The organism is Herbiconiux sp. VKM Ac-1786, assembly GCF_015350805.1.
In the GTDB taxonomy this organism is placed as follows: domain Bacteria; phylum Actinomycetota; class Actinomycetes; order Actinomycetales; family Microbacteriaceae; genus Herbiconiux.
Genome location: NZ_JADKSG010000002.1, coordinates 1,234,039 through 1,250,330 on the forward strand (window position 1 = coordinate 1,234,039; position 16,292 = coordinate 1,250,330).

At 72.0% G+C, this 16,292-nt stretch carries 24 protein-coding genes and 1 tRNA gene; 12 read left to right on the forward strand and 13 right to left on the reverse strand.

Translation table 11 applies throughout. The features are described from left to right. Positions 1-13: 13 nt before the first annotated feature. Genes ITJ64_RS16790 through ITJ64_RS16800 form a run of 3 tightly spaced genes read left to right on the forward strand, consistent with a single transcriptional unit; the run spans position 14 to position 1,947 of the window. Positions 14-1,177 carry an inorganic phosphate transporter gene (locus ITJ64_RS16790; RefSeq protein WP_194681821.1) on the forward strand — a complete coding sequence of 388 codons (1,164 nt, stop codon included), beginning with the start codon at positions 14-16 and terminating at the stop codon, positions 1,175-1,177. Continuing rightward, positions 1,177-1,410: a hypothetical protein gene (locus tag ITJ64_RS16795; protein ID WP_194681822.1), complete on the forward strand. Its 234-nt coding sequence runs from the start codon at positions 1,177-1,179 to the stop codon at positions 1,408-1,410. Before ITJ64_RS16790 ends, ITJ64_RS16795 begins: the two co-directional genes overlap by 1 nt. A gap of 42 nt (positions 1,411-1,452) precedes the next feature. Continuing rightward, on the forward strand, positions 1,453-1,947 hold the full coding sequence (locus ITJ64_RS16800; protein ID WP_194681823.1) for an FBP domain-containing protein: 495 nt from the start codon (positions 1,453-1,455) through the stop codon (positions 1,945-1,947). Positions 1,948-1,972: 25 nt separating this feature from the next. Here the strand turns inward: ITJ64_RS16800 and ITJ64_RS16805 are convergent, their stop codons facing one another. The 3 genes from ITJ64_RS16805 to ITJ64_RS16815 all read right to left on the reverse strand — a co-directional run bounded on the left by ITJ64_RS16805 (position 1,973) and on the right by ITJ64_RS16815 (position 3,395). Then, positions 1,973-2,200: a hypothetical protein gene (locus ITJ64_RS16805; protein ID WP_194681824.1), complete on the reverse strand. Its 228-nt coding sequence runs from the start codon at positions 2,198-2,200 to the stop codon at positions 1,973-1,975. Positions 2,201-2,312: 112 nt separating this feature from the next. Then, positions 2,313-2,385, reverse strand: a tRNA-Glu gene (locus tag ITJ64_RS16810). Positions 2,386-2,450: 65 nt separating this feature from the next. After that, positions 2,451-3,395, reverse strand: coding sequence for a diacylglycerol kinase family protein (locus ITJ64_RS16815; RefSeq protein ID WP_194681825.1), 945 nt, complete (start codon positions 3,393-3,395; stop codon positions 2,451-2,453). A gap of 58 nt (positions 3,396-3,453) precedes the next feature. On the opposite strand from ITJ64_RS16815, the gene ITJ64_RS16820 reads away from it, so the two are divergent. The 3 genes from ITJ64_RS16820 to ITJ64_RS16830 all read left to right on the forward strand — a co-directional run bounded on the left by ITJ64_RS16820 (position 3,454) and on the right by ITJ64_RS16830 (position 5,446). Next, entirely contained in the window at positions 3,454-4,104 is a 651-nt protein-coding gene (locus ITJ64_RS16820; protein ID WP_194681826.1) for an MBL fold metallo-hydrolase, read from the forward strand. Positions 4,105-4,166: 62 nt separating this feature from the next. After that, positions 4,167-4,673 carry a sigma-70 family RNA polymerase sigma factor gene (locus ITJ64_RS16825; RefSeq protein ID WP_194681827.1) on the forward strand — a complete coding sequence of 169 codons (507 nt, stop codon included), beginning with the start codon at positions 4,167-4,169 and terminating at the stop codon, positions 4,671-4,673. Next, positions 4,670-5,446 carry an anti-sigma factor gene (locus ITJ64_RS16830; RefSeq protein WP_194681828.1) on the forward strand — a complete coding sequence of 259 codons (777 nt, stop codon included), beginning with the start codon at positions 4,670-4,672 and terminating at the stop codon, positions 5,444-5,446. The genes ITJ64_RS16825 and ITJ64_RS16830 overlap by 4 nt, the downstream gene beginning before the upstream one ends. Before the next feature lie 16 nt (positions 5,447-5,462). Here ITJ64_RS16830 and ITJ64_RS16835 read toward each other — a convergent pair whose 3' ends face one another. Then, positions 5,463-6,242 carry an SDR family oxidoreductase gene (locus tag ITJ64_RS16835; RefSeq protein ID WP_194681829.1) on the reverse strand — a complete coding sequence of 260 codons (780 nt, stop codon included), beginning with the start codon at positions 6,240-6,242 and terminating at the stop codon, positions 5,463-5,465. A 214-nt stretch (positions 6,243-6,456) separates the two neighbouring features. Between ITJ64_RS16835 and ITJ64_RS16840 the strand changes: the two genes are divergently transcribed. From ITJ64_RS16840 to ITJ64_RS16850, 3 genes are all read left to right on the forward strand, one after another. Next, positions 6,457-6,684 carry a MarR family winged helix-turn-helix transcriptional regulator gene (locus ITJ64_RS16840; RefSeq protein ID WP_194681830.1) on the forward strand — a complete coding sequence of 76 codons (228 nt, stop codon included), beginning with the start codon at positions 6,457-6,459 and terminating at the stop codon, positions 6,682-6,684. A gap of 65 nt (positions 6,685-6,749) precedes the next feature. Continuing rightward, positions 6,750-7,394 (forward strand): bifunctional 2-polyprenyl-6-hydroxyphenol methylase/3-demethylubiquinol 3-O-methyltransferase UbiG, encoded by a 645-nt coding sequence (locus ITJ64_RS16845; protein ID WP_228508717.1) that lies wholly within the window; start codon positions 6,750-6,752, stop codon positions 7,392-7,394. 107 nt (positions 7,395-7,501) lie between these two features. Then, positions 7,502-7,678: a hypothetical protein gene (locus ITJ64_RS16850; protein ID WP_194681832.1), complete on the forward strand. Its 177-nt coding sequence runs from the start codon at positions 7,502-7,504 to the stop codon at positions 7,676-7,678. Here ITJ64_RS16850 and ITJ64_RS16855 read toward each other — a convergent pair. Then, positions 7,675-8,613 carry a 5'-3' exonuclease gene (locus ITJ64_RS16855; protein ID WP_194681833.1) on the reverse strand — a complete coding sequence of 313 codons (939 nt, stop codon included), beginning with the start codon at positions 8,611-8,613 and terminating at the stop codon, positions 7,675-7,677. The two genes, ITJ64_RS16850 and ITJ64_RS16855, sit on opposite strands and share 4 nt — an antisense overlap. Positions 8,614-8,727: 114 nt before the next feature. On the opposite strand from ITJ64_RS16855, the gene ITJ64_RS16860 reads away from it, so the two are divergent. Both ITJ64_RS16860 and ITJ64_RS16865 read left to right on the forward strand, forming a co-directional pair. After that, positions 8,728-9,564 (forward strand): bifunctional 2-polyprenyl-6-hydroxyphenol methylase/3-demethylubiquinol 3-O-methyltransferase UbiG, encoded by an 837-nt coding sequence (locus ITJ64_RS16860; protein ID WP_194681834.1) that lies wholly within the window; start codon positions 8,728-8,730, stop codon positions 9,562-9,564. Positions 9,565-9,588: 24 nt separating this feature from the next. Then, entirely contained in the window at positions 9,589-10,137 is a 549-nt protein-coding gene (locus tag ITJ64_RS16865; protein ID WP_194681835.1) for a ribonuclease H, read from the forward strand. Between the two features lie 162 nt (positions 10,138-10,299). On the opposite strand, the gene ITJ64_RS16870 is transcribed toward ITJ64_RS16865, so the two are convergent. Further along, positions 10,300-10,584: a hypothetical protein gene (locus ITJ64_RS16870; RefSeq protein ID WP_228508719.1), complete on the reverse strand. Its 285-nt coding sequence runs from the start codon at positions 10,582-10,584 to the stop codon at positions 10,300-10,302. A 35-nt stretch (positions 10,585-10,619) separates the two neighbouring features. Beyond that, the gene (locus ITJ64_RS16875; RefSeq protein WP_194681836.1) at positions 10,620-11,498 is read right to left on the reverse strand and encodes a helix-turn-helix transcriptional regulator; all 879 of its coding nucleotides are present in this window, start codon (positions 11,496-11,498) and stop codon (positions 10,620-10,622) included. Between the two features lie 101 nt (positions 11,499-11,599). Between ITJ64_RS16875 and ITJ64_RS16880 the strand changes: the two genes are divergently transcribed. Then, entirely contained in the window at positions 11,600-12,292 is a 693-nt protein-coding gene (locus ITJ64_RS16880; protein WP_194681837.1) for an SDR family NAD(P)-dependent oxidoreductase, read from the forward strand. A 26-nt stretch (positions 12,293-12,318) separates the two neighbouring features. On the opposite strand, the gene ITJ64_RS16885 is transcribed toward ITJ64_RS16880, so the two are convergent. The 6 genes from ITJ64_RS16885 to ITJ64_RS16910 form a co-directional block, all read right to left on the reverse strand. After that, positions 12,319-12,729, reverse strand: coding sequence for a hypothetical protein (locus tag ITJ64_RS16885; RefSeq protein ID WP_194681838.1), 411 nt, complete (start codon positions 12,727-12,729; stop codon positions 12,319-12,321). Between the two features lie 109 nt (positions 12,730-12,838). Beyond that, entirely contained in the window at positions 12,839-13,150 is a 312-nt protein-coding gene (locus tag ITJ64_RS16890; RefSeq protein WP_194681839.1) for a helix-turn-helix domain-containing protein, read from the reverse strand. 47 nt (positions 13,151-13,197) lie between these two features. After that, a complete protein-coding gene (locus tag ITJ64_RS16895; RefSeq protein ID WP_194681840.1) occupies positions 13,198-13,431 on the reverse strand; it encodes a hypothetical protein in 234 nt (77 codons plus the stop codon). A gap of 91 nt (positions 13,432-13,522) precedes the next feature. Beyond that, positions 13,523-15,121, reverse strand: coding sequence for an ABC-F family ATP-binding cassette domain-containing protein (locus tag ITJ64_RS16900; RefSeq protein ID WP_194681841.1), 1,599 nt, complete (start codon positions 15,119-15,121; stop codon positions 13,523-13,525). A gap of 85 nt (positions 15,122-15,206) precedes the next feature. Then, entirely contained in the window at positions 15,207-15,566 is a 360-nt protein-coding gene (locus tag ITJ64_RS16905) for an STAS/SEC14 domain-containing protein (protein WP_194681842.1), read from the reverse strand. A gap of 57 nt (positions 15,567-15,623) precedes the next feature. Further along, positions 15,624-16,226 carry a uracil-DNA glycosylase family protein gene (locus ITJ64_RS16910; protein ID WP_194681843.1) on the reverse strand — a complete coding sequence of 201 codons (603 nt, stop codon included), beginning with the start codon at positions 16,224-16,226 and terminating at the stop codon, positions 15,624-15,626. Positions 16,227-16,292 lie beyond the last annotated feature (66 nt).

Sequence of the window (16,292 nt, forward strand, 5' to 3'; positions counted from 1 at the left end):
TAGACCAGGGGGCATGGATGCACTCGTGCCCGTACTGCTCGTCATCGTGGTGGCCCTGGTGTTCGACTTCACCAACGGCTTCCACGACACCGCCAACGCCATGGCGACCTCGGTCGCCACCGGAGCGCTGAAGCCGAAGGTCGCCGTGACGATCTCGGCCGTGCTCAACCTCGTGGGCGCCTTCCTGTCGACCGAGGTCGCGAAGACCATCTCGGGCGGCATCATCAACGAGGGCGACAACGGCCTCGAGATCACCCCGATCATGATCTTCGCGGGGCTCGTCGGCGCCGTGCTCTGGAACCTCACGACCTGGTACCTGGGCCTGCCGTCGAGCTCGACGCACGCGCTGTTCGGCGGGCTGATCGGCGCCGCGGTGATCGGGGCGGGCTTCGGCGCCGTGAACTTCGGCGTGGTGCTGACCAACGTGGTCGTGCCCGCCCTGCTCTCGCCGCTCGTGGCCGGCGTGGTCGCCCTCGTGGCGACGTTCGCGGCGTACCGCATCACGAAGCAGGCGACGGCGCGGGGCTCGGACACCGGTTTCCGCCACGGGCAGACGGTCTCGGCCTCGCTCGTCTCGCTCGCGCACGGCACGAACGACGCCCAGAAGACGATGGGTGTGATCACCCTCACCCTGATCGCCGCCGGCTACCAGGAGTCGGGGTCGGGGCCGCAGTTCTGGGTGATCGCCGGCTGCGGGCTCGCCATCGCGCTCGGCACCTACCTCGGCGGCTGGCGCATCATGCGCACGGTGGGCAAGCGGATCACCGACATCCAGGCACCGCAGGGCTTCGCGGCCGAGACCAGTTCGGCGGCGACCATCCTCGTGTCGTCGCACCTCGGTTTCGCCCTGTCGACCACGCAGGTCACCTCGGGCGCCGTGGTGGGCGCGGGGCTCGGCAAGAAGCTGGCCTCGGTGCACTGGGGCGTGGTCGGCCGGATCGCGATCGCCTGGACGGTGACGCTGCCGGCCGCCGCCCTGGTGGGCGGGCTGGCCGCCTGGGCCGCCTCGTCGAGCGTGCTGGGGCTCGGGATCGTCATCGTGCTGGCGCTGGCCGCCGGGGTGACGCTGTACCTGCTGTCGCGGCGTCACCCGGTGACGCACGACACCGTGAACGACGAGCCGGAGCCGGTCGCCACGGGCGCCCGCACCGGCGCCAACGAGGAGGGGACGCGCTGATGGACGGTTTTCTGGGAGTCGACTGGGGCGCCTTCGTGGTGGTGTTCCTCGTGGCGTTCGCGGCGAGCATCCTCGTCGTCGGCTCGTACGCCGTGGGGCTGCGGCTGCTCGCGACCGGGGCCTCGGTGAAGGAGCGGTCGCTGCCCGCCACGGCCGGCGCCGTCGTGTGCTTCGCCGTCGGGGTGGCGGCCGTGCTGTACGGCCTCTGGCTGATCATCCCCCAGTTCCACTGAGGGGCGGCCGCCGGGGCCGCGAGTGCGATTAGGCTCGATGCGATGCAGGCACTCACCGAGGCTCAGATCCGCGAGTCGTTCACCAACATCACCGAGCAGGAGCTCGAGCGCATGACCCTGCCGGGCCTGCACGAGATCGTCTGGGAGGACCGCGAGTTCCTCGGCTGGCGCGACGCGCACGCCATCCACCGCGGCTACATCGTCTACTGGCGCGGAGGTCAGCCGATCGGCCTGCTGATCAAGGCCGCCGGCTCGCACACCCGCCCGGGCATCTCGGCGATGTGCACGCTCTGCCGCACGCCGCGCCCCGGGGTGCAGGTCACGCTCTTCACGGCACCGCGCGCCGGCCAGGCGGGCATCGACGGCTCGACCGTCGGCACCTACATCTGCAGCGACCTCGGCTGCTCGAACCTGATCCGCATCGTGCCGCCGAAGTCGGCGATGCAGCCCGACCCCGACGCGGTGATCGCGTCGCGGGCCGAGGGCCTCACCACGCGCCTCGACTCGTTCACGCAGAGCGTGCTGCGCGTCGGCTGAGGCCCGCGGCGGGCTTCAGGATGCGCTAGCCGTCGTTCTCGACGATGGTCTCCTCGTCGGTCGAGGCGGCCTCGGGGTCGTCTCCCGGCTCGGGCTCGTCGGCCACGGTCGGGTCGACGCCGGAGGGGACGGCCTCGGTCGTGGGGCCGTTGCCCACCACGCCCTCGCCGTCGGGGTACCCGGAGTAGTCGGGGTACTCGATGTCGCTGAGGTCGACGGACGCGGGGTCGACGGGTTCGTTCTTGTCGGTCATGCCCCCAGTCAACACCGCCGCCAGGGGCCGCGGAAGAGCCGACCGGAAGAGCTGGGGAAGGCGAAAGCCCCCGGCCTGCGCTTCCGCGCATTTCGGGGGCTTCCTGATGCTGTGACCCCAGCGGGATTTGAACCCGCGTTACCGCCGTGAGAGGGCGACGTCCTAGGCCGCTAAACGATGGGGCCGTTTTTGCAACTCCACGAGTATGCCATACGAAAGCGGCACGCTCAAATCGAGCCCCGTCGGCGCGTCAGACGAGCACCCTCAACGCGCCCGGCACGAGCTCGACGGTGAGCGGCAGGGCCCCGAAGCGCTCCCCGTCGGCGTAGCCGGCGATGCCCTCGGCGGCCACCCGCACCACCCGCGCCCGGCGGAACTCCACGATCGGCAACGTCGAGTGCGTGCCCGAGAACACCTTCGGGAAGAGCCGGACGAAACGCAGGCGCGACACGGGCTTGACGATGAACACGTCGAGCAGCCCGTCGTCCAGCCGCGCATCCGGAGCGATGCGCATGCCGCCGCCGATCGTCGTGTTGTTCGCCACCGAGAGCAGCGGCGAGTCGACCTGCAGCACCTCGCCGTCGAGCTCGAGCTCGTAGGAGCGGGTGCGCAGGGTCGCGAGCTCGGCGGCCAGCGCCAGCACGTAGCGGGACGCTCCGCGGGGGCGGCGCATCCGATTGGCCCGTTCGTTGACGGCGGCGTCGAAGCCCGCCGAGAGCACGCCCGCGAACCAGCGGTGCGGCTCGTCGCCCTCGGGCCGGCCGGCATCGAGGGCGGGGTCGGGCTGCACGCCGGTGACCCGGGCCGCGTCGATCACGCGGGGCGGGCGGGTCAGGGCGTCGACGAGCACGCGGACGGCCTCGTCGGGGTCCTTGGTGGGCAGACCGAGGCCCGAGGCGAAGTCGTTGCCGGTTCCGGCGGGCACGATGCCGAGCGGCACCTCGGTGCCGGCGACGAGGTTGACGCCGAGGTTCACCATTCCGTCGCCGCCGACCACGACGAGGGCGCCCGCGGGTGCGTCGAGGGCCTGACGGGTGATGCGTACCAGCCCGGCGTAGTCGGGGGCGCTCAGCGGCACCACGTCGTGGCCGGCGGCGCGCAGGGCGGCGACGACGGCCGGGCCGACGTGTCGGGTGCCCCCGAACGATGCGTTCGGGTTGATCGCGACGACGACGCGCTGCGCGGGGGAGGCCATGACGACCGATTATCCACGACGTTGCACTTCGGCGGGCGCGGGTGTTGAGTCGGGGATCATGAGACTGACGAAATTCGAGCACGCCGCCCTCCTCCTCGAGCAGTCGGGCAAGAAGCTGTTCATCGACCCCGGGATGTTCACGACGGCGATCACGGATGCGGCGAACACCGCCGCCGTGGTGATCACCCACGAGCATCCCGACCACTGGACGCCGGAGCAGCTGCGGCGCATCCTGGAGGCCTCCCCCACCGCCGTGGTGTACGGGCCGGAGGGGGTCGTGAACGCCGTGCGCGAGGCCGACGCCTCGACCGCCGTCACCCGTGTCGACCCGGGCGACGCCGTCTCGGCCGGTCCCTTCTCGCTGCGCTTCTCGGGCGGGCGGCACGCGGTCATCCACTCCTCGATCCCCGTGGTCGACAACGTGGGCGTGCTCGTGAACGACGTGCTCTACTACCCGGGCGACTCCTGGGCCGTTCCCGAGGGCGTCGATGTCGACGTGCTGGCCGTGCCGGCGGGCGCACCGTGGCTGAAGATCGCCGAGGCGATCGACTACGTGCTCGAGGTGAAGCCCAGGCGCAGCTTCCCGACGCACGAGATGGTGCTGTCGACGGCGGGCAAGGGCATGGCCGGCGACCGCATCCGCTGGGCCACCGAGCAGGGCGGCGGCGAGTTCTTCCCGCTGCAGCCGGGCGACACGCTGGATCTGTGAGCGGTAGCCGCCCGATCTGAACGTTCTGGCCTGCGCCTGCGTTGCACCAGGATGGAGGCCTCATGAACGACGAGCACGCGGAACTGCTGCGGGCGGCGCACGACGCGCACGGCGCCGCGCTGTTCCGCTACGTGGTGCGCCTCACCCGCGACCCCGGGATGGCCGAGGACGTGGTGCAGGAGACCCTGCTGCGCGCCGGGCGGAAGCCCGCGATCCTCGAGCAGGGCGACGAGGAGGCGCGGGCGTGGATGTTCACCGTCGCGCGCAACCTCGTGATCGACGACCGCCGCAGCGCCCGGCACAACCGCGAGTTCGCCACCGACGAGCTGCCCGAGCGGGCGCAGGCCGACCGCACCGACGCCGTGCTCGACAGCTGGCTGGTGTCGGATGCCCTGCTCTCGCTCTCGCTGGAGCACCGCACCGCGATCGTCCGCTCGTACTACCTCGGCGAGACCGCCGTCGAGATCTCCGCCGCCGAGGGCGTGCCCGTCGGCACCGTGCGCTCGCGCATGCACTACGCGCTGCGGGCCCTGAGGCTCGCACTGCAGGAACGGGGGGTGACGGAGTGACCGCCGCCGACGAGTACCGCGACTGGGACGCCGCCTACGTGATGGGCATGCTCTGCCCCGAGGAGCGCCGGGAGTACGAGCGCCACCTCGCCGACTGCCACGAGTGCTCGCACGCCGTGGCCGAGCTGGCCGGTCTGCCGGGGGTGCTCGGCAGCCTCAGCGCGAGCGAGGCGTCGGCGCTGCTGGCGCCCGAGGCCTCGAGCGCCGCACCGGCTTCCCCGCCCGCCGCCCCGCCATCGGGCACCGTGCAGCACCTGGCCCGGGCCGTGGGGCGCCGCCGGCGCACGATGCGGCGACGGATGGCCGCGGCCGTCGTGGGCACCGGGGTGCTCCTGGCGGGCGCCGGGGTGCTCACCGGCTTCGCGCTCGGGCAGTTCGCTCCCGTTCCCGGCACGGCTCCCGCCGCGACGGCCGAGGCCGGTTCGCCGGGGATCGACGCGACGCCGGCGGGCATCCGCCTCGCCATGGGCCAGGTCGAGCCGGGCTACATCGACGCCGAGCTGCGCGTGTCACCCAAGGAGTGGGGCACCCGCTTCGACTGGGACTGCAGCTACAGCGAGAAGCTCCAGGAGACGCTCGACGGGCCGGTGCCCTACGACCTCGTGGTCACCGACCGCTCGGGCGTCGAGACGACGGTGGCGAGCTGGACCGCCGAGGAGGGCGCCGCCGCCGGCAACCTCTCGGCGTCGACGAGCATCCCGGCCGCCCAGATCGCGTCGGTCGACATCCGCATCATGGGCAGCGACCAGCCGATCGTGCGCACCGAGCTCTAGCGGGGCGGCTCCAGCCTCACCAGGTCGAGTCGCCGCGGATCACCGCGTCCGACCCGCCGTCGACGAAGATCACCTGCCCGCAGAGGTGCGTGTTCTCCTCGCTGACGAGCCACGCGAGCAGGTGGGCCGGCACGATCGCCTCGGCGAAGCCGTTCAGCGGCATCGGCACCCCGGCCCGGATCTGCTCGCGCCCCTCCTCGGTCTCCAGGAGCGGTGCGGTCATCGGCGTCACGATGACCCCGGGCGCGATGGCGTTCAGCGGGATGTCCGCGCCCGCCCAGTCCTCGCTCGGGGCGTTCCGGCGCACCCACTGCGCGAACGCCTTCTTCGTCGAGGCGTAGATCAGGTGCCCCGTCGACGGGTCGCCCGCGAGCACCTCGGCCCGGGCGAGGGAGCCCGGCTCGTCGCCGGCGGTCAGCAGCGCCACGAGCTCGTCGTCGTGCGGGTGCAGGCTCGCCATCGAGGCGATGCCGACGGCCCGCGGCGACCCCGACCCGGCCAGCAGCGGCCGCAGCCCCTCGAGCGTCGCCACCATGCCGAAGTAGTTCACGGCGACGGTCGCGGGGATGGGCGCCGCGAGGCCGGCGATCGCCAGGATTCCGTCGATTCGTCCGCCGCTCGCCTCCCGCACCTGCTCGACGAGGCTCGCCCGCCCCTCGGCGGTGCTGAGGTCGGCGGTCACGTCGGCGTCACGCAGATCGACGCCGATCACGGTGTCGCCGCGCCCCCGCAGCAGCTCGGCGGTCGCCTTGCCGATGCCCGAGGCGGCCCCGGTCACGATCATGGTCCTGGTCATGGCTGAACTCCTTCGTTCGCAGAACTACTCTTCTACTCTTCCTCCGAAACTACCTGGCTCGACGACGGGCGCGACCTCAGCACCATCGAGATCCGGATGCTCTGGACCCTCGGCTCGCGCGGCCCCTCCCGCGGCGCGGAACTCGCCGAGGCCCTCTCGGCGAGCGCCCCGAGCGTCAGCAAGGCCGCGGCCAAGCTGCACCGCGCCGGCCCTCGTGACGAGGGAGCCGAGCCCGAGCGACCAGCGCTCGCACACCCTCCACCTCACCGCCTCGGGGCGGGCTGTGGCGCAGCGGCTGTACGACGTGGGCGACGAGATGGTCACCGAGATCTTCGCGTCGTGGCCGGGGGCCGACGTCGAGGCGCTGAGCGGGCTGCTCGAGCGGTTCGCGAGCGATTCTCAGCAGTACGCGCGTCGGCTGCGTCGCACCCGCGACGAGTAGCGTGCCGGTCCGGCAACGGGTTTTGCAGCGGGGGCCGGGGGCGGCAGGCTGAGGGGATGGCGCACATGAGTCCCGACCCGAACACCGACCCGACCGCGTTCTGGGAGGACCTGTACCAGCAGCGGGAGCGGGTCTGGAGCGGCCGGGCCAACGCGGCGCTCGTCGCCGTGGCCGGCGAGCTCGCGCCGGGGCGCGCACTCGATCTCGGCTGCGGCGAGGGCGGCGACTCCATCTGGCTCGCCGAGCAGGGCTGGACGGTGACGGGGGTCGACATCTCCGCGACGGCACTAGCCCGGGCCGCCTCGCACGCGGACTCGCGCGCGGTCGACGCGGATCGCATCGAGTGGGTGCGGGCCGATCTGTCGGAGTGGCGACCGTCGGGTGAGTACGACCTCGTCTCGGCCTGCTTCCTGCACTCCCCCGTGGCGTTCCCCCGGGAGCAGGTGCTGCAGCGGGCCGCGCTGCCCGTCGCGAGCGGAGGGCACCTGCTGGTGGTCGGGCACGCGGAGTTCCCGAACTGGTCGGGCACGCGGGAGGGCGGGCACGAGCATCCGGAGCTGCCCACCGCCCAGGAGGTGTTCGACTCGCTCGAGCTGCCGGCGGGCGAGTGGGAGGTCGTGGTCGCCGAGCCGCGCTCACGCGACGCCATCGGGCCCGACGGCCAGGAGGCGGTGCTCGTCGATTCGGTGCTGCTGGTCAGGCGGCGCTGACGCTCGGCGCCGGGCGGCTGGGAAGAGCATGGGGGCCCGGGCCGGCATGCCGCGAGCGGCATAGGGTTGTGCGCACCATCAGCCGGATCGACCCGAGGACGTGCACCATGACCGACTCCCCCACCGAAGGCACCCGTCAGCAGGACGGCGACGCCGAGAACCTCGGCGACGACAAGACGATCCCGAACGACCCGAACGGCCTGGCCGCGGGTCACGACCCCGACGGCTCGCACTTCAACCCCGAGGAAGACACCGACCCGGAGCCCGCCGCGGAGGAGTCCTAGCCGGCCGTCTTCGCGTCGAGGGCGGTCAGCAGGCGCTTCACCGCGCCGCCGAGGTTCCACTCCTCGGCGAGCTCCTCGAGCCGCTCGCGGTCGGCGCCGGTCACGGGGTGCAGGAGCGCTCCGGCCTCGTCGGGCGCCGGCACGTCGAGATCGCGCACGACCTCCACGACGGTGGGCGCCACGGCGAGGTAGTCGGCCGCCGCCTCGAGCTTCGCGTGCACCGACGGCGACGGCTCGCCCCGCGTCGCCGCGGCCAGCAGGCCCTCGAGCGTGCCGTACTCGCCGAGCAGCCCCGCCGCCGTCTTCTCGCCGATGCCGGCGACGCCCGGCAGCCCGTCGGAGGTGTCGCCACGCAGGGTCGCGTAGTCGGCGTACTGGTCGGGCAGCACACGGTACTTGCCGACCACGACCGCATCGGTCACGAGCTCGAGGTTCTTCATGCCCCGCGCGGTATAGATCACCCGGATGCCGCGATCGTCGTCGACGAGCTGGAAGAGGTCGCGGTCTCCGGTCACGACGTCCACCGGCCCGTCGGCGGTCGCCGCGTAGGTGCCGATGACGTCGTCGGCCTCGTGCTCGGGCGCTCCGACCACGGCGATGCCGGCGAGCCCGAGCACCTCGCGGATCAGCGGGATCTGCTTCGTCAGCCCCGGCGGCACCGTCTCGATGTCGGGCCCGCCCGCCACCTCCCGCTCGACGCGGTGCGCCTTGTAGCCGGGGACCAGCTCGACGCGCCAGGACGGCCGCCAGTCGTCGTCCCAGCAGGCGATCAGCGAGGTCGCCTCGAACTCGGTCACGAGGCGCGCGATCATGTCCATCAGGCCCCGCACGGCGTTCACCGGGGTGCCGTCGCTGCGCCGGATGGTGTCGGGCACGCCGTGGAAGGCGCGGAAGTAGAGCGAGGCGGTGTCGAGCAGCATCAGGCGCGGAGGCATGATCGATGGTGGCACGGATGGGGGCCCGCCCGGTATCCTGATCGGCTGCCCACGCCGTGCGGCGGCCCCGCCGGCTGCGCGCCCGGGGCGTCGGACAGCAGATCGGATCGCCCCATGGACAGCCACCTCGACGCCAACCGCGCCAACTGGGACGACCGCGCATCCGTTCACGCCGCCCGCACCGGCTTGGGCTACGGGGTGCAGCGGTACGTCGACGACCGGGCGCTTCTGTCGGACGTCGTGGCCTTCGACCTCCCGCGGCTGGGCGACATCGCGGGGTTGCGGGCCGTGCATCTGCAGTGCCACATCGGCACCGACACCCTCTCGCTCGCGCGGCTCGGCGCCCGCGTCACCGGGCTCGACTTCTCGCCCGTCGCCCTCGCCGAGGCGCGGGCGCTGGTGGCCGAGACGGGGGACGACGCGCTCGTGGACTTCGTGGAGTCCGACGTCGACCACGCGCGGGACGTGCTGCCGGCCGGTGGTTTCGACCTCGTGTACACCGGGATCGGGGCGCTCTGCTGGCTGCCGAGCATCTCCCGCTGGGCGGCGGTCGTGGCCGGGCTGCTGAAGCCCGGTGGGCGGCTGTTCATCCGGGAGGGGCATCCGATTCTCTGGGCCATGGACGAGACCGTGGGCGACGACCTGGCGCTGCCGTTCCCCTACTTCGAGCAGTCCGAGCCGCTCGAGTGGGACGACGCGTCGAGCTACGTGCCGACCGAGCGGCCCCTCACGGCCACGAAGACGTACGAGTGGAACCACGGGCTCGGCGAGATCGTGACGGCGCTGCTCGACGCCGGGCTCGAACTGCGGATGCTCGTGGAGCACGACAGCGTGCCCTGGGAGGCGCTGCCCGGGCAGATGATCGAGCGGGCCGACGGCGAATACGCGTTGGGTGCCCGCGCCGGGGTCGCGCCGCTGAGCTACACACTGCAGGCGGTCAAGCCCGGCTGAGCGGGCCGGTAGCCTTGACGGGCTATGACCATCACCGCATCCGCCGACGGCTCCGCGCTCGGCAACCCCGGCCCGGCGGGCTGGGCCTGGTACATCTCCGACGACGTCTGGGCGGCCGGCGGCTGGCCGCACGGCACGAACAACATGGGCGAGCTGAAGGCGGTGCTGGAGCTCTTCCGGGCGACTGCGCACGTCGACGACGACCTGCACGTGCTCTGCGACAGCCAGTACGTGATCAACACGATCACGAAGTGGATGCCCGGCTGGAAGCGCAAGGGCTGGCGGAAGGGCGACGGCAAGCCCGTCATGAACCTCGAGCTGATCAAGGAGATCGACGAGGCCGTCGCCGGGCGGCGGTACCGGTTCGAGTGGGTCAAGGGGCACGTCGGGCACGTCCTCAACGAGGCGGCCGACGTGCGCGCCCGTGGCGCCGCCGAGGCCTTCGCGGCCGGCCGCGCCCCCGACACGGGCCCGGGCTTCCCGGGCGCCGCCCCCACCCGCCCCGCCGCGGCCGCCGCCGCGCCTCCCGCGTCCGCCGCACCCCCGCGCACCGCCCCCGACCCCCTCTTCTGACTTCCCCTTCCTGCGCAGAAATGATAATGTTTCACCGCAGGTTGCTCTAGCGGCCTGAAGTAGGCCTCGCAGTCATCCGGACGGTTCGACGAGCGAGGCTCGCGCATTTAACGCTCGACCTCGACGACCTCGCGTATCAACGGCGCAGCCCGCCGTCGCCAGTCACCGCCGCGGTGGGCGCACCAGGCCGCCATGTCGCTCACCCAGAGCAGGTGGCTCTCCTGGCACCTGGACCTCCAGCGCGCAGACCGCCGACAGCAGCCGCCGGCGGCTCGAATCGGACTCCTTGCGGAAGTGGATCCGCGACTGACCCGAGCGCGTCAACCGACGCAGTGCCCGCTCGGCGGAGGCAGCATCCTGTGGCATCACCGCCGCCGCGGCGATCCAGTACCCACGTGCCTTGCATTCGTCGACGAAGACGCGGGCGCCGGTCGGAAAGGTGGCCACGGAGTCACTCCTCGTTCGCGAAGAGTGAGAATCTATCAGGTCGCAGCCGGGGTGGGGGACGTGACCGCGGGGACGCGGAGGAAGTCGAGGGCGGCCGCCGCGGGGGTGCCCGCTGCGGCCGTGTAGACGACGATGCGGAGGTCGGTGCCCGCGACGGTGAAGACGTCGCAGTCGAGCTCGACGTCGCCGACGATGTCGTTCTCGACGACCTTGCGCTCGGACTGGTGCTCGCCGACGGCCCCGCAGGCCCAGAGCCCGGCGAAGCGCGGGCTGCCGGCGAGCAGTTCCGCGACCAGGGTGTTCACGCCGCGATCATCCGGATACTGCCCGTGCACCCGCCGGAGGTCGCCGACGAGCGAGCACTCGAACGCGTCGACGCCGTTGGACCGGCTGACGATGCGGCGCTCGTGCATGATCGGGTCGGCGCCGAGGAAGTGCGAGCGCAGCAGGTTGACGCGCCCCGTCGCCGGCCGGGACGGCTCGCCGAAGAGGGCGCCCCAGAGCGGGCTGTAGCTGAGCAGGTCCCAGGATGCGGTGAAGACCCCGAGCGGTGTCTCCCCCAGTCGGGCGATCAGCCGCTGCACCCCCGGCGGGATGTGCGTCGGCACCTCCCGGCGGGTCGGTGGCAGGAGCCCCGCCACGGTGAAGAGGTGGTCGCGCTCGGCGTCGCTCAGCTGCAGGGCCCGGGCGACGGAGGCCGCGACCTGCGCCGAGGGGTGGCGGGCGCGACCTTGCTCGAGGCGCACGACGTAGTCGACGCTGAGGCCGGCGAGCATGGCCAGCTCCTCGCGGCGGAGGCCGGCCGCGCGGCGCGCGTCACCGGCGGGCAGGCCGACGTCGATTGGCGAGAGGCGGTCGCGCCAGGTTCGGAGGAGCTCGCCGAGCTCTCCGGCTGAGGTGGGGCGGGCATCCATTCTGCAAGTCTCGCATCGGCCGACGACACCAGGGTGGTACTGCCGTTCCTTCTGCCGACGGGCACCTGGTCGGGTTCGGCGGCCGCGCGCAGACTCGGGGCATGACAACGACACTCATCACCGGGGCCAACAAGGGCCTCGGCTACGAAACCGCCCGCCGACTCATCGAGGCGGGCCACACCGTCTGGGTCGGTGCCCGAGACCCCGAGCGCGGGCAGAGAGCAGCGGATGCGCTGGGAGCGCGATTCGTGCAGCTCGACGTCACGTCCGACTCGTCCGTCGCCGCTGCCGTCAGCACGATCGCGGGCGACGGCGGGCTCGACGTGCTGATCAACAACGCGGGGATCTCGGGGCCGATGGTCGCGATTCCCGAGCTGACCGCCGATGACGCCACCGCCGTGTTCGCGACGAACGTCGTGGGGATCGTGCGGATGATCCAGGCATTCGTGCCCCTGCTCGAGCGGTCGGACGCGCCGACGATCGTGAACGTCACGAGCGGGCTCGGCTCGTTCGCGGCCGTGCACGACTCCTCGCGGGTCGAGTCGCAGGTGGTCGCGCCGCTCTATACCTCGTCGAAGTCGGCGGTGACGATGCTGACGGTGCAGTTCGCCAAGGCGTACCCGTCGATCCGCATCAACGCTGCCGACCCGGGCTACACGGCGACCGACTTCAACGGGAACAGCGGGCACCAGACGGTGCAGGAGGGGACGGACGCCGTGGTCGAGCTCGCGACCCGCGGCGCTTCGGGCCCGACGGGGACCTTCATCGACCGCTCGGGCGTCGCCCCCTTCTAGGCCGCGTCGGCCGAAGGGTTCGCGCGCTACTTCGCCGTGACGACCACGGTGAACGTCAGCGGCTGGATGCCACCGGCTTCGTTGGTCATGGTGACCTCGGTCTCGCCGGGGCCGACCGCGGTGACGCCGGGGTTGGTCTCGGCGCTGCCGCCGGTCGTGCCCTGCACGAAGCTCGCGACCGCGCTGTCGGCGACCTCGCCGGTGTAGCTGTCGGTGGCCAGGTCGCCCGTGGTGATGTTCAGCACCTGCCCCACCACGAGGTCGACGGTGCCGCCCTGCAGGTCGTTCGCCGCGATCGTCACCGGCGCGACGATGTCGCCGCCGATCGGCGTGCTCGGCGCCTCGGCGGGGCTCGCCGCGCATCCGCTCAGCCCGAGGCCGGCGGCCGCCGCGACGACGGTGATCACGACGGCGGCGAGGTTCCTGCTCAGTCTCATGGCGCCAGTATCCCAGCCCACCGCCGCCCGCTCCATCACGATCCCGCAACGCCCCGGCGGCGGCGCGACTCCCCATCACCGGGGATCGCCGGGAGCAGAGTTCGCCGGGTCAGTCGCGGGCCGGGACGAGTGCGAGGCGCTGGCCGAGGGCGTCGACGAGGCGCAGGATGGTCGCCGCCGTCGGGTTCGCCGAACCGCCCTCGATGCGGCTGATCTCGGCCTGCTGGATGCCGGTGAGGGCCGAGAGGGCAGGCTGGCTCAGCGAGCGGGAGCGCCGGGCCGCTGCGAGGGCGGCTCCGAGCTCGGCCCGGTCGCGCACCTCCGCAGCGAACTCGCGCGTCGCCGCATCGTGGACGCGGACGGCCTCATCGGACCAGCCGGCCTTCGCGCGACGGACCAGGTCATCGAAATTCCGGCTCATGGTCTCCTCCTCGGTCGATCCGATTATGTGGTAAAACACATAGGAAGTCAACGGTGGACGCGCGATCGTCTCCACTCCTCATGAAGTCGCCTCGCCCGAGCGATCTCGCGGTTCTGGCGCCGCTCCGACGGGTCGGCACCTTTGTCGTAGCCGTGGTGGAGCAGCACGATCCGATCGCCGTAGAAGGTGCAGAACACGCGGAGCAGCACGCGCCGGTCAGCCCCCGCTCGCGAGACCGGCAGCCCGGCCGAGCCGAGGATGGCCCGCAACGACTTGCGCACCCGGAACTCGTACAACCCGCCCCCGAGCGGTCTGCCCCACTCCCCCGAGCAGATCTCGATGAGCGAGGAGATGTGCAGGAGTGGCGAAGGGTCAGAGGGCGCCGGAGGCGGCGCGGAGGGTGACCGCGGGGGTGCCGTCGAAGACGAGGAGGCGGTCGGCCAGCTTGTCGACGAAGAAGCGGTCGTGCGAGACCACGAGCACTGCCCCCGGGAAGTGCGTCAGAGCCCGCTCCATCACCTGAGTGCTCGTGATGTCGAGGTGGTTCGTCGGCTCGTCGAGCACGATCACGGCGGCCCCCGAGAGCAGGCACTGCGCGATGGCGACGCGGGCCCGCTGGCCGCCCGAGAGGGTGCCGATCTTCTGCTTCAGCTCCGCCTCCGAGAACTGCAGCATCGCGAGGAACCGCCCCACGCTCTTCTTCGTCGCCGAGAACGCCAGCGAGTCGGGGTAGGCGTTGACCGCGTGCCCCACCGTGTCGGTGAGGTCGAGCTCGGCGTACACGTGGTTGTACGAGACGAACCGAGCCCCCTTCGCCCACCGCACCTGCCCGCTGTCGGCCTCGGTCTCGCCCGTCAGCACGTCGAGCAGCGTCGACTTGCCCGAGCCGTTCGAGCCCACGACGGCCACACGGTCGCCGCGGTGCAGGCTGAACGTGACGTCGGTGAAGAGCGGATGCCCGCCGAACCCCTTGCTCAGCCGCACCACCTCGAGCAGGTCGTTGCTCACGCGCAGTCCGCTGTAGATGTCGGTGATGATCTGGTCGATCGGCCGCGGCGCCTGCTTCTTCTTGATGTCGGCGAGCCGCCGGGCGACGAACGAGTCATCCGAGCGGTTGCGCGCCGCCTCGCGACGGGCAGCGGAGGCGGCCTGCTCGTAGGCGAGCAGCTCCTCCTCGTGGGCGAACTGCCGCTCGAGCATCCGGAGCCGGGACTGCTTGGCGTGCACGTAGGCCGAGTAGTCGCCCTCGTACTCCTGCAGGCGGTGGTTCTCGATCTCGACGATGCGGGTGACGACCCCGTCGAGGAACTGCCGGTCGTGCGAGACCACGAGCACCGCGCCCTGGTAGCGGCCGAGCCAGGTCTCGACCCAGCGCACGCCGTCGAGGTCGAGGAAGTTGGTGGGCTCGTCCAGCAGCAGCACGTCGGGCGCCTGCACGAGGATCTGCGCGAGCGCCGCCCGGTTGCGCCAGCCTCCCGAGAGGCGGTCGACGGGCAGCTCGCGGCGCGACTCGTCGAAGCCGAGGCTCGTCAGCACCGTGTCGACGGTGTTCTCGAACGACCAGCCGTCGATCGCGTCCATGCGCTCGAACAGCTCCCCCTGCTCGGTGAGCAGGGCGGTCATCCGCTCATCGTCCATCGGCTGGGCGAGCTGCTCGCCGATGGCGTCGAGCCGGGCCTGCGTCTCGTGCACCGCGGCGAAGTGGTCGCCGAGAATGCTCCGGATGCTCCGGTCGCCGTCGAGCTCCGAGAACTGAGAGAAGTACCCGATCGTGGTGCCGAGCGTGACGTCGACGCTGCCCGCGGTGGGCTCGATGCGCCCCAGCACAAGCTCGAGGAAGGTGGTCTTGCCCGTACCGTTCTTGCCGATCAGGCCGACCCGGTCGCCGCCGCGGAGCTTCAGGAACGCCTCGCGCAGCACCGTGCGCCCGTCGAACTCGATGCTCACGTCGTTCAGGCGGATCAGGCTCACGAAGGCTCGTTCTGTCGGGGTCGGGGCCGGCCTCGTGGCCGACGCCCCAGCCTACGTGCTGCCGCCGACACCCGATCGAGGGCGGTCAGCGCTGCAGCCAGGCGAGCGCTTCCGCGCGCTCGTCGGTGCCGAACACCTCGACGTCGGCGTGGATGAAGTGGCGCGCTGTCTTCGCGAGCGTGCGCAGCCAGCCCTGGTCGGTGAGCAGGGCGGCGCGGCGCACCTTCTTCTCCAGTCCGGCCGACCGCAGGTCCTCCCAGAGCGCCTTCGGCTCGATGTCGCCGAGGTCGATGTCGCCGTAGACGGCCAGCAGGTCGGCCGGGTCGTTGGCGTCGAGGAAGGCCTCGAGCCGATCGCGCAGGGCCTCGAACTCGCCGGCGGTGAGGGCGCCTGAGTAAGTGATCTCGAAGATGTGGGTGTCGGGGAGCTGGTTTCCGGTGAGCATGGGGCCATCCTGCCGCTGCTTCGCCGCGAAGCGGTTGTGAATCGGGGTGGTTGCGGATCAGGCGGGCGGGTCGCTCCGGGGGCGGTCCAGGGCGTCGCGCACCAGGGCGGCGAGGCGCGGGGTGGTCTCGGCCTCGAACCAGGGGTTGCGCATCCGCCAGCCCTGGGTGAGCGGGGAGGGGTGCACGATCGGGAAGAGCGGCAGGTAGGTGGGCGCGGCGCGCACGGTGTCGGTGAGGGTGCGGCCGCGGCGCGGGCCGAGGTAGAGGCGCTGCGCGTGGGCGCCGATCAGGATCGTCAGCCGCACCTCGGTCAGGGCCGGCAGGATGCGCGGGTGCCACTCCTCGGCGAAGCCGCGCCGGGGCGGCTGATCGCCCGAGGCCGCCTTGCCCGGGTAGTAGAAGTCCATCGGCACGATCGCGAGGTTCGCGGGGTCGTAGAACTCGGCGTCGGTCATGCCGAGCCAGGAGCGCAGGCGCACGCCGCTGGCGTCGTTCCACGGGATGCCCGTCTCCTGCGCCTTGCGGCCCGGGGCCTGGCTGATGATCAGCACGCGCGACTCGGAGGAACCCACGACGAGGGGCTGCCATCCGGCTGCGGTGGCCCAGGCGTTCGACGGATGCGCGGCGACCTCGGCGCGCAGCTCGTCCAGTACGGTCACTCCCCCAGTGTGCACCGGCCGGGCGGGGTAGCGTCGAGCATCCGGCCCTGCTTCGTGCGCGTGTGC

Coding starts and splice junctions, on each gene's coding strand:
- ITJ64_RS16790 (WP_194681821.1), top strand. CDS start 14: ATGGATGCACTCGTGCCCGTACTGCTCGTCATCGTGGTGGCCCTGGTG.
- ITJ64_RS16795 (WP_194681822.1), top strand. CDS start 1,177: ATGGACGGTTTTCTGGGAGTCGACTGGGGCGCCTTCGTGGTGGTGTTC.
- ITJ64_RS16800 (WP_194681823.1), top strand. CDS start 1,453: ATGCAGGCACTCACCGAGGCTCAGATCCGCGAGTCGTTCACCAACATC.
- ITJ64_RS16805 (WP_194681824.1), bottom strand. CDS start 2,200: ATGACCGACAAGAACGAACCCGTCGACCCCGCGTCCGTCGACCTCAGC.
- ITJ64_RS16815 (WP_194681825.1), bottom strand. CDS start 3,395: ATGGCCTCCCCCGCGCAGCGCGTCGTCGTCGCGATCAACCCGAACGCA.
- ITJ64_RS16820 (WP_194681826.1), top strand. CDS start 3,454: ATGAGACTGACGAAATTCGAGCACGCCGCCCTCCTCCTCGAGCAGTCG.
- ITJ64_RS16825 (WP_194681827.1), top strand. CDS start 4,167: ATGAACGACGAGCACGCGGAACTGCTGCGGGCGGCGCACGACGCGCAC.
- ITJ64_RS16835 (WP_194681829.1), bottom strand. CDS start 6,242: ATGACCAGGACCATGATCGTGACCGGGGCCGCCTCGGGCATCGGCAAG.
- ITJ64_RS16845 (WP_228508717.1), top strand. CDS start 6,750: ATGAGTCCCGACCCGAACACCGACCCGACCGCGTTCTGGGAGGACCTG.
- ITJ64_RS16850 (WP_194681832.1), top strand. CDS start 7,502: ATGACCGACTCCCCCACCGAAGGCACCCGTCAGCAGGACGGCGACGCC.
- ITJ64_RS16855 (WP_194681833.1), bottom strand. CDS start 8,613: ATGCCTCCGCGCCTGATGCTGCTCGACACCGCCTCGCTCTACTTCCGC.
- ITJ64_RS16860 (WP_194681834.1), top strand. CDS start 8,728: ATGGACAGCCACCTCGACGCCAACCGCGCCAACTGGGACGACCGCGCA.
- ITJ64_RS16865 (WP_194681835.1), top strand. CDS start 9,589: ATGACCATCACCGCATCCGCCGACGGCTCCGCGCTCGGCAACCCCGGC.
- ITJ64_RS16875 (WP_194681836.1), bottom strand. CDS start 11,498: ATGGATGCCCGCCCCACCTCAGCCGGAGAGCTCGGCGAGCTCCTCCGA.
- ITJ64_RS16880 (WP_194681837.1), top strand. CDS start 11,600: ATGACAACGACACTCATCACCGGGGCCAACAAGGGCCTCGGCTACGAA.
- ITJ64_RS16885 (WP_194681838.1), bottom strand. CDS start 12,729: ATGAGACTGAGCAGGAACCTCGCCGCCGTCGTGATCACCGTCGTCGCG.
- ITJ64_RS16890 (WP_194681839.1), bottom strand. CDS start 13,150: ATGAGCCGGAATTTCGATGACCTGGTCCGTCGCGCGAAGGCCGGCTGG.
- ITJ64_RS16905 (WP_194681842.1), bottom strand. CDS start 15,566: ATGCTCACCGGAAACCAGCTCCCCGACACCCACATCTTCGAGATCACT.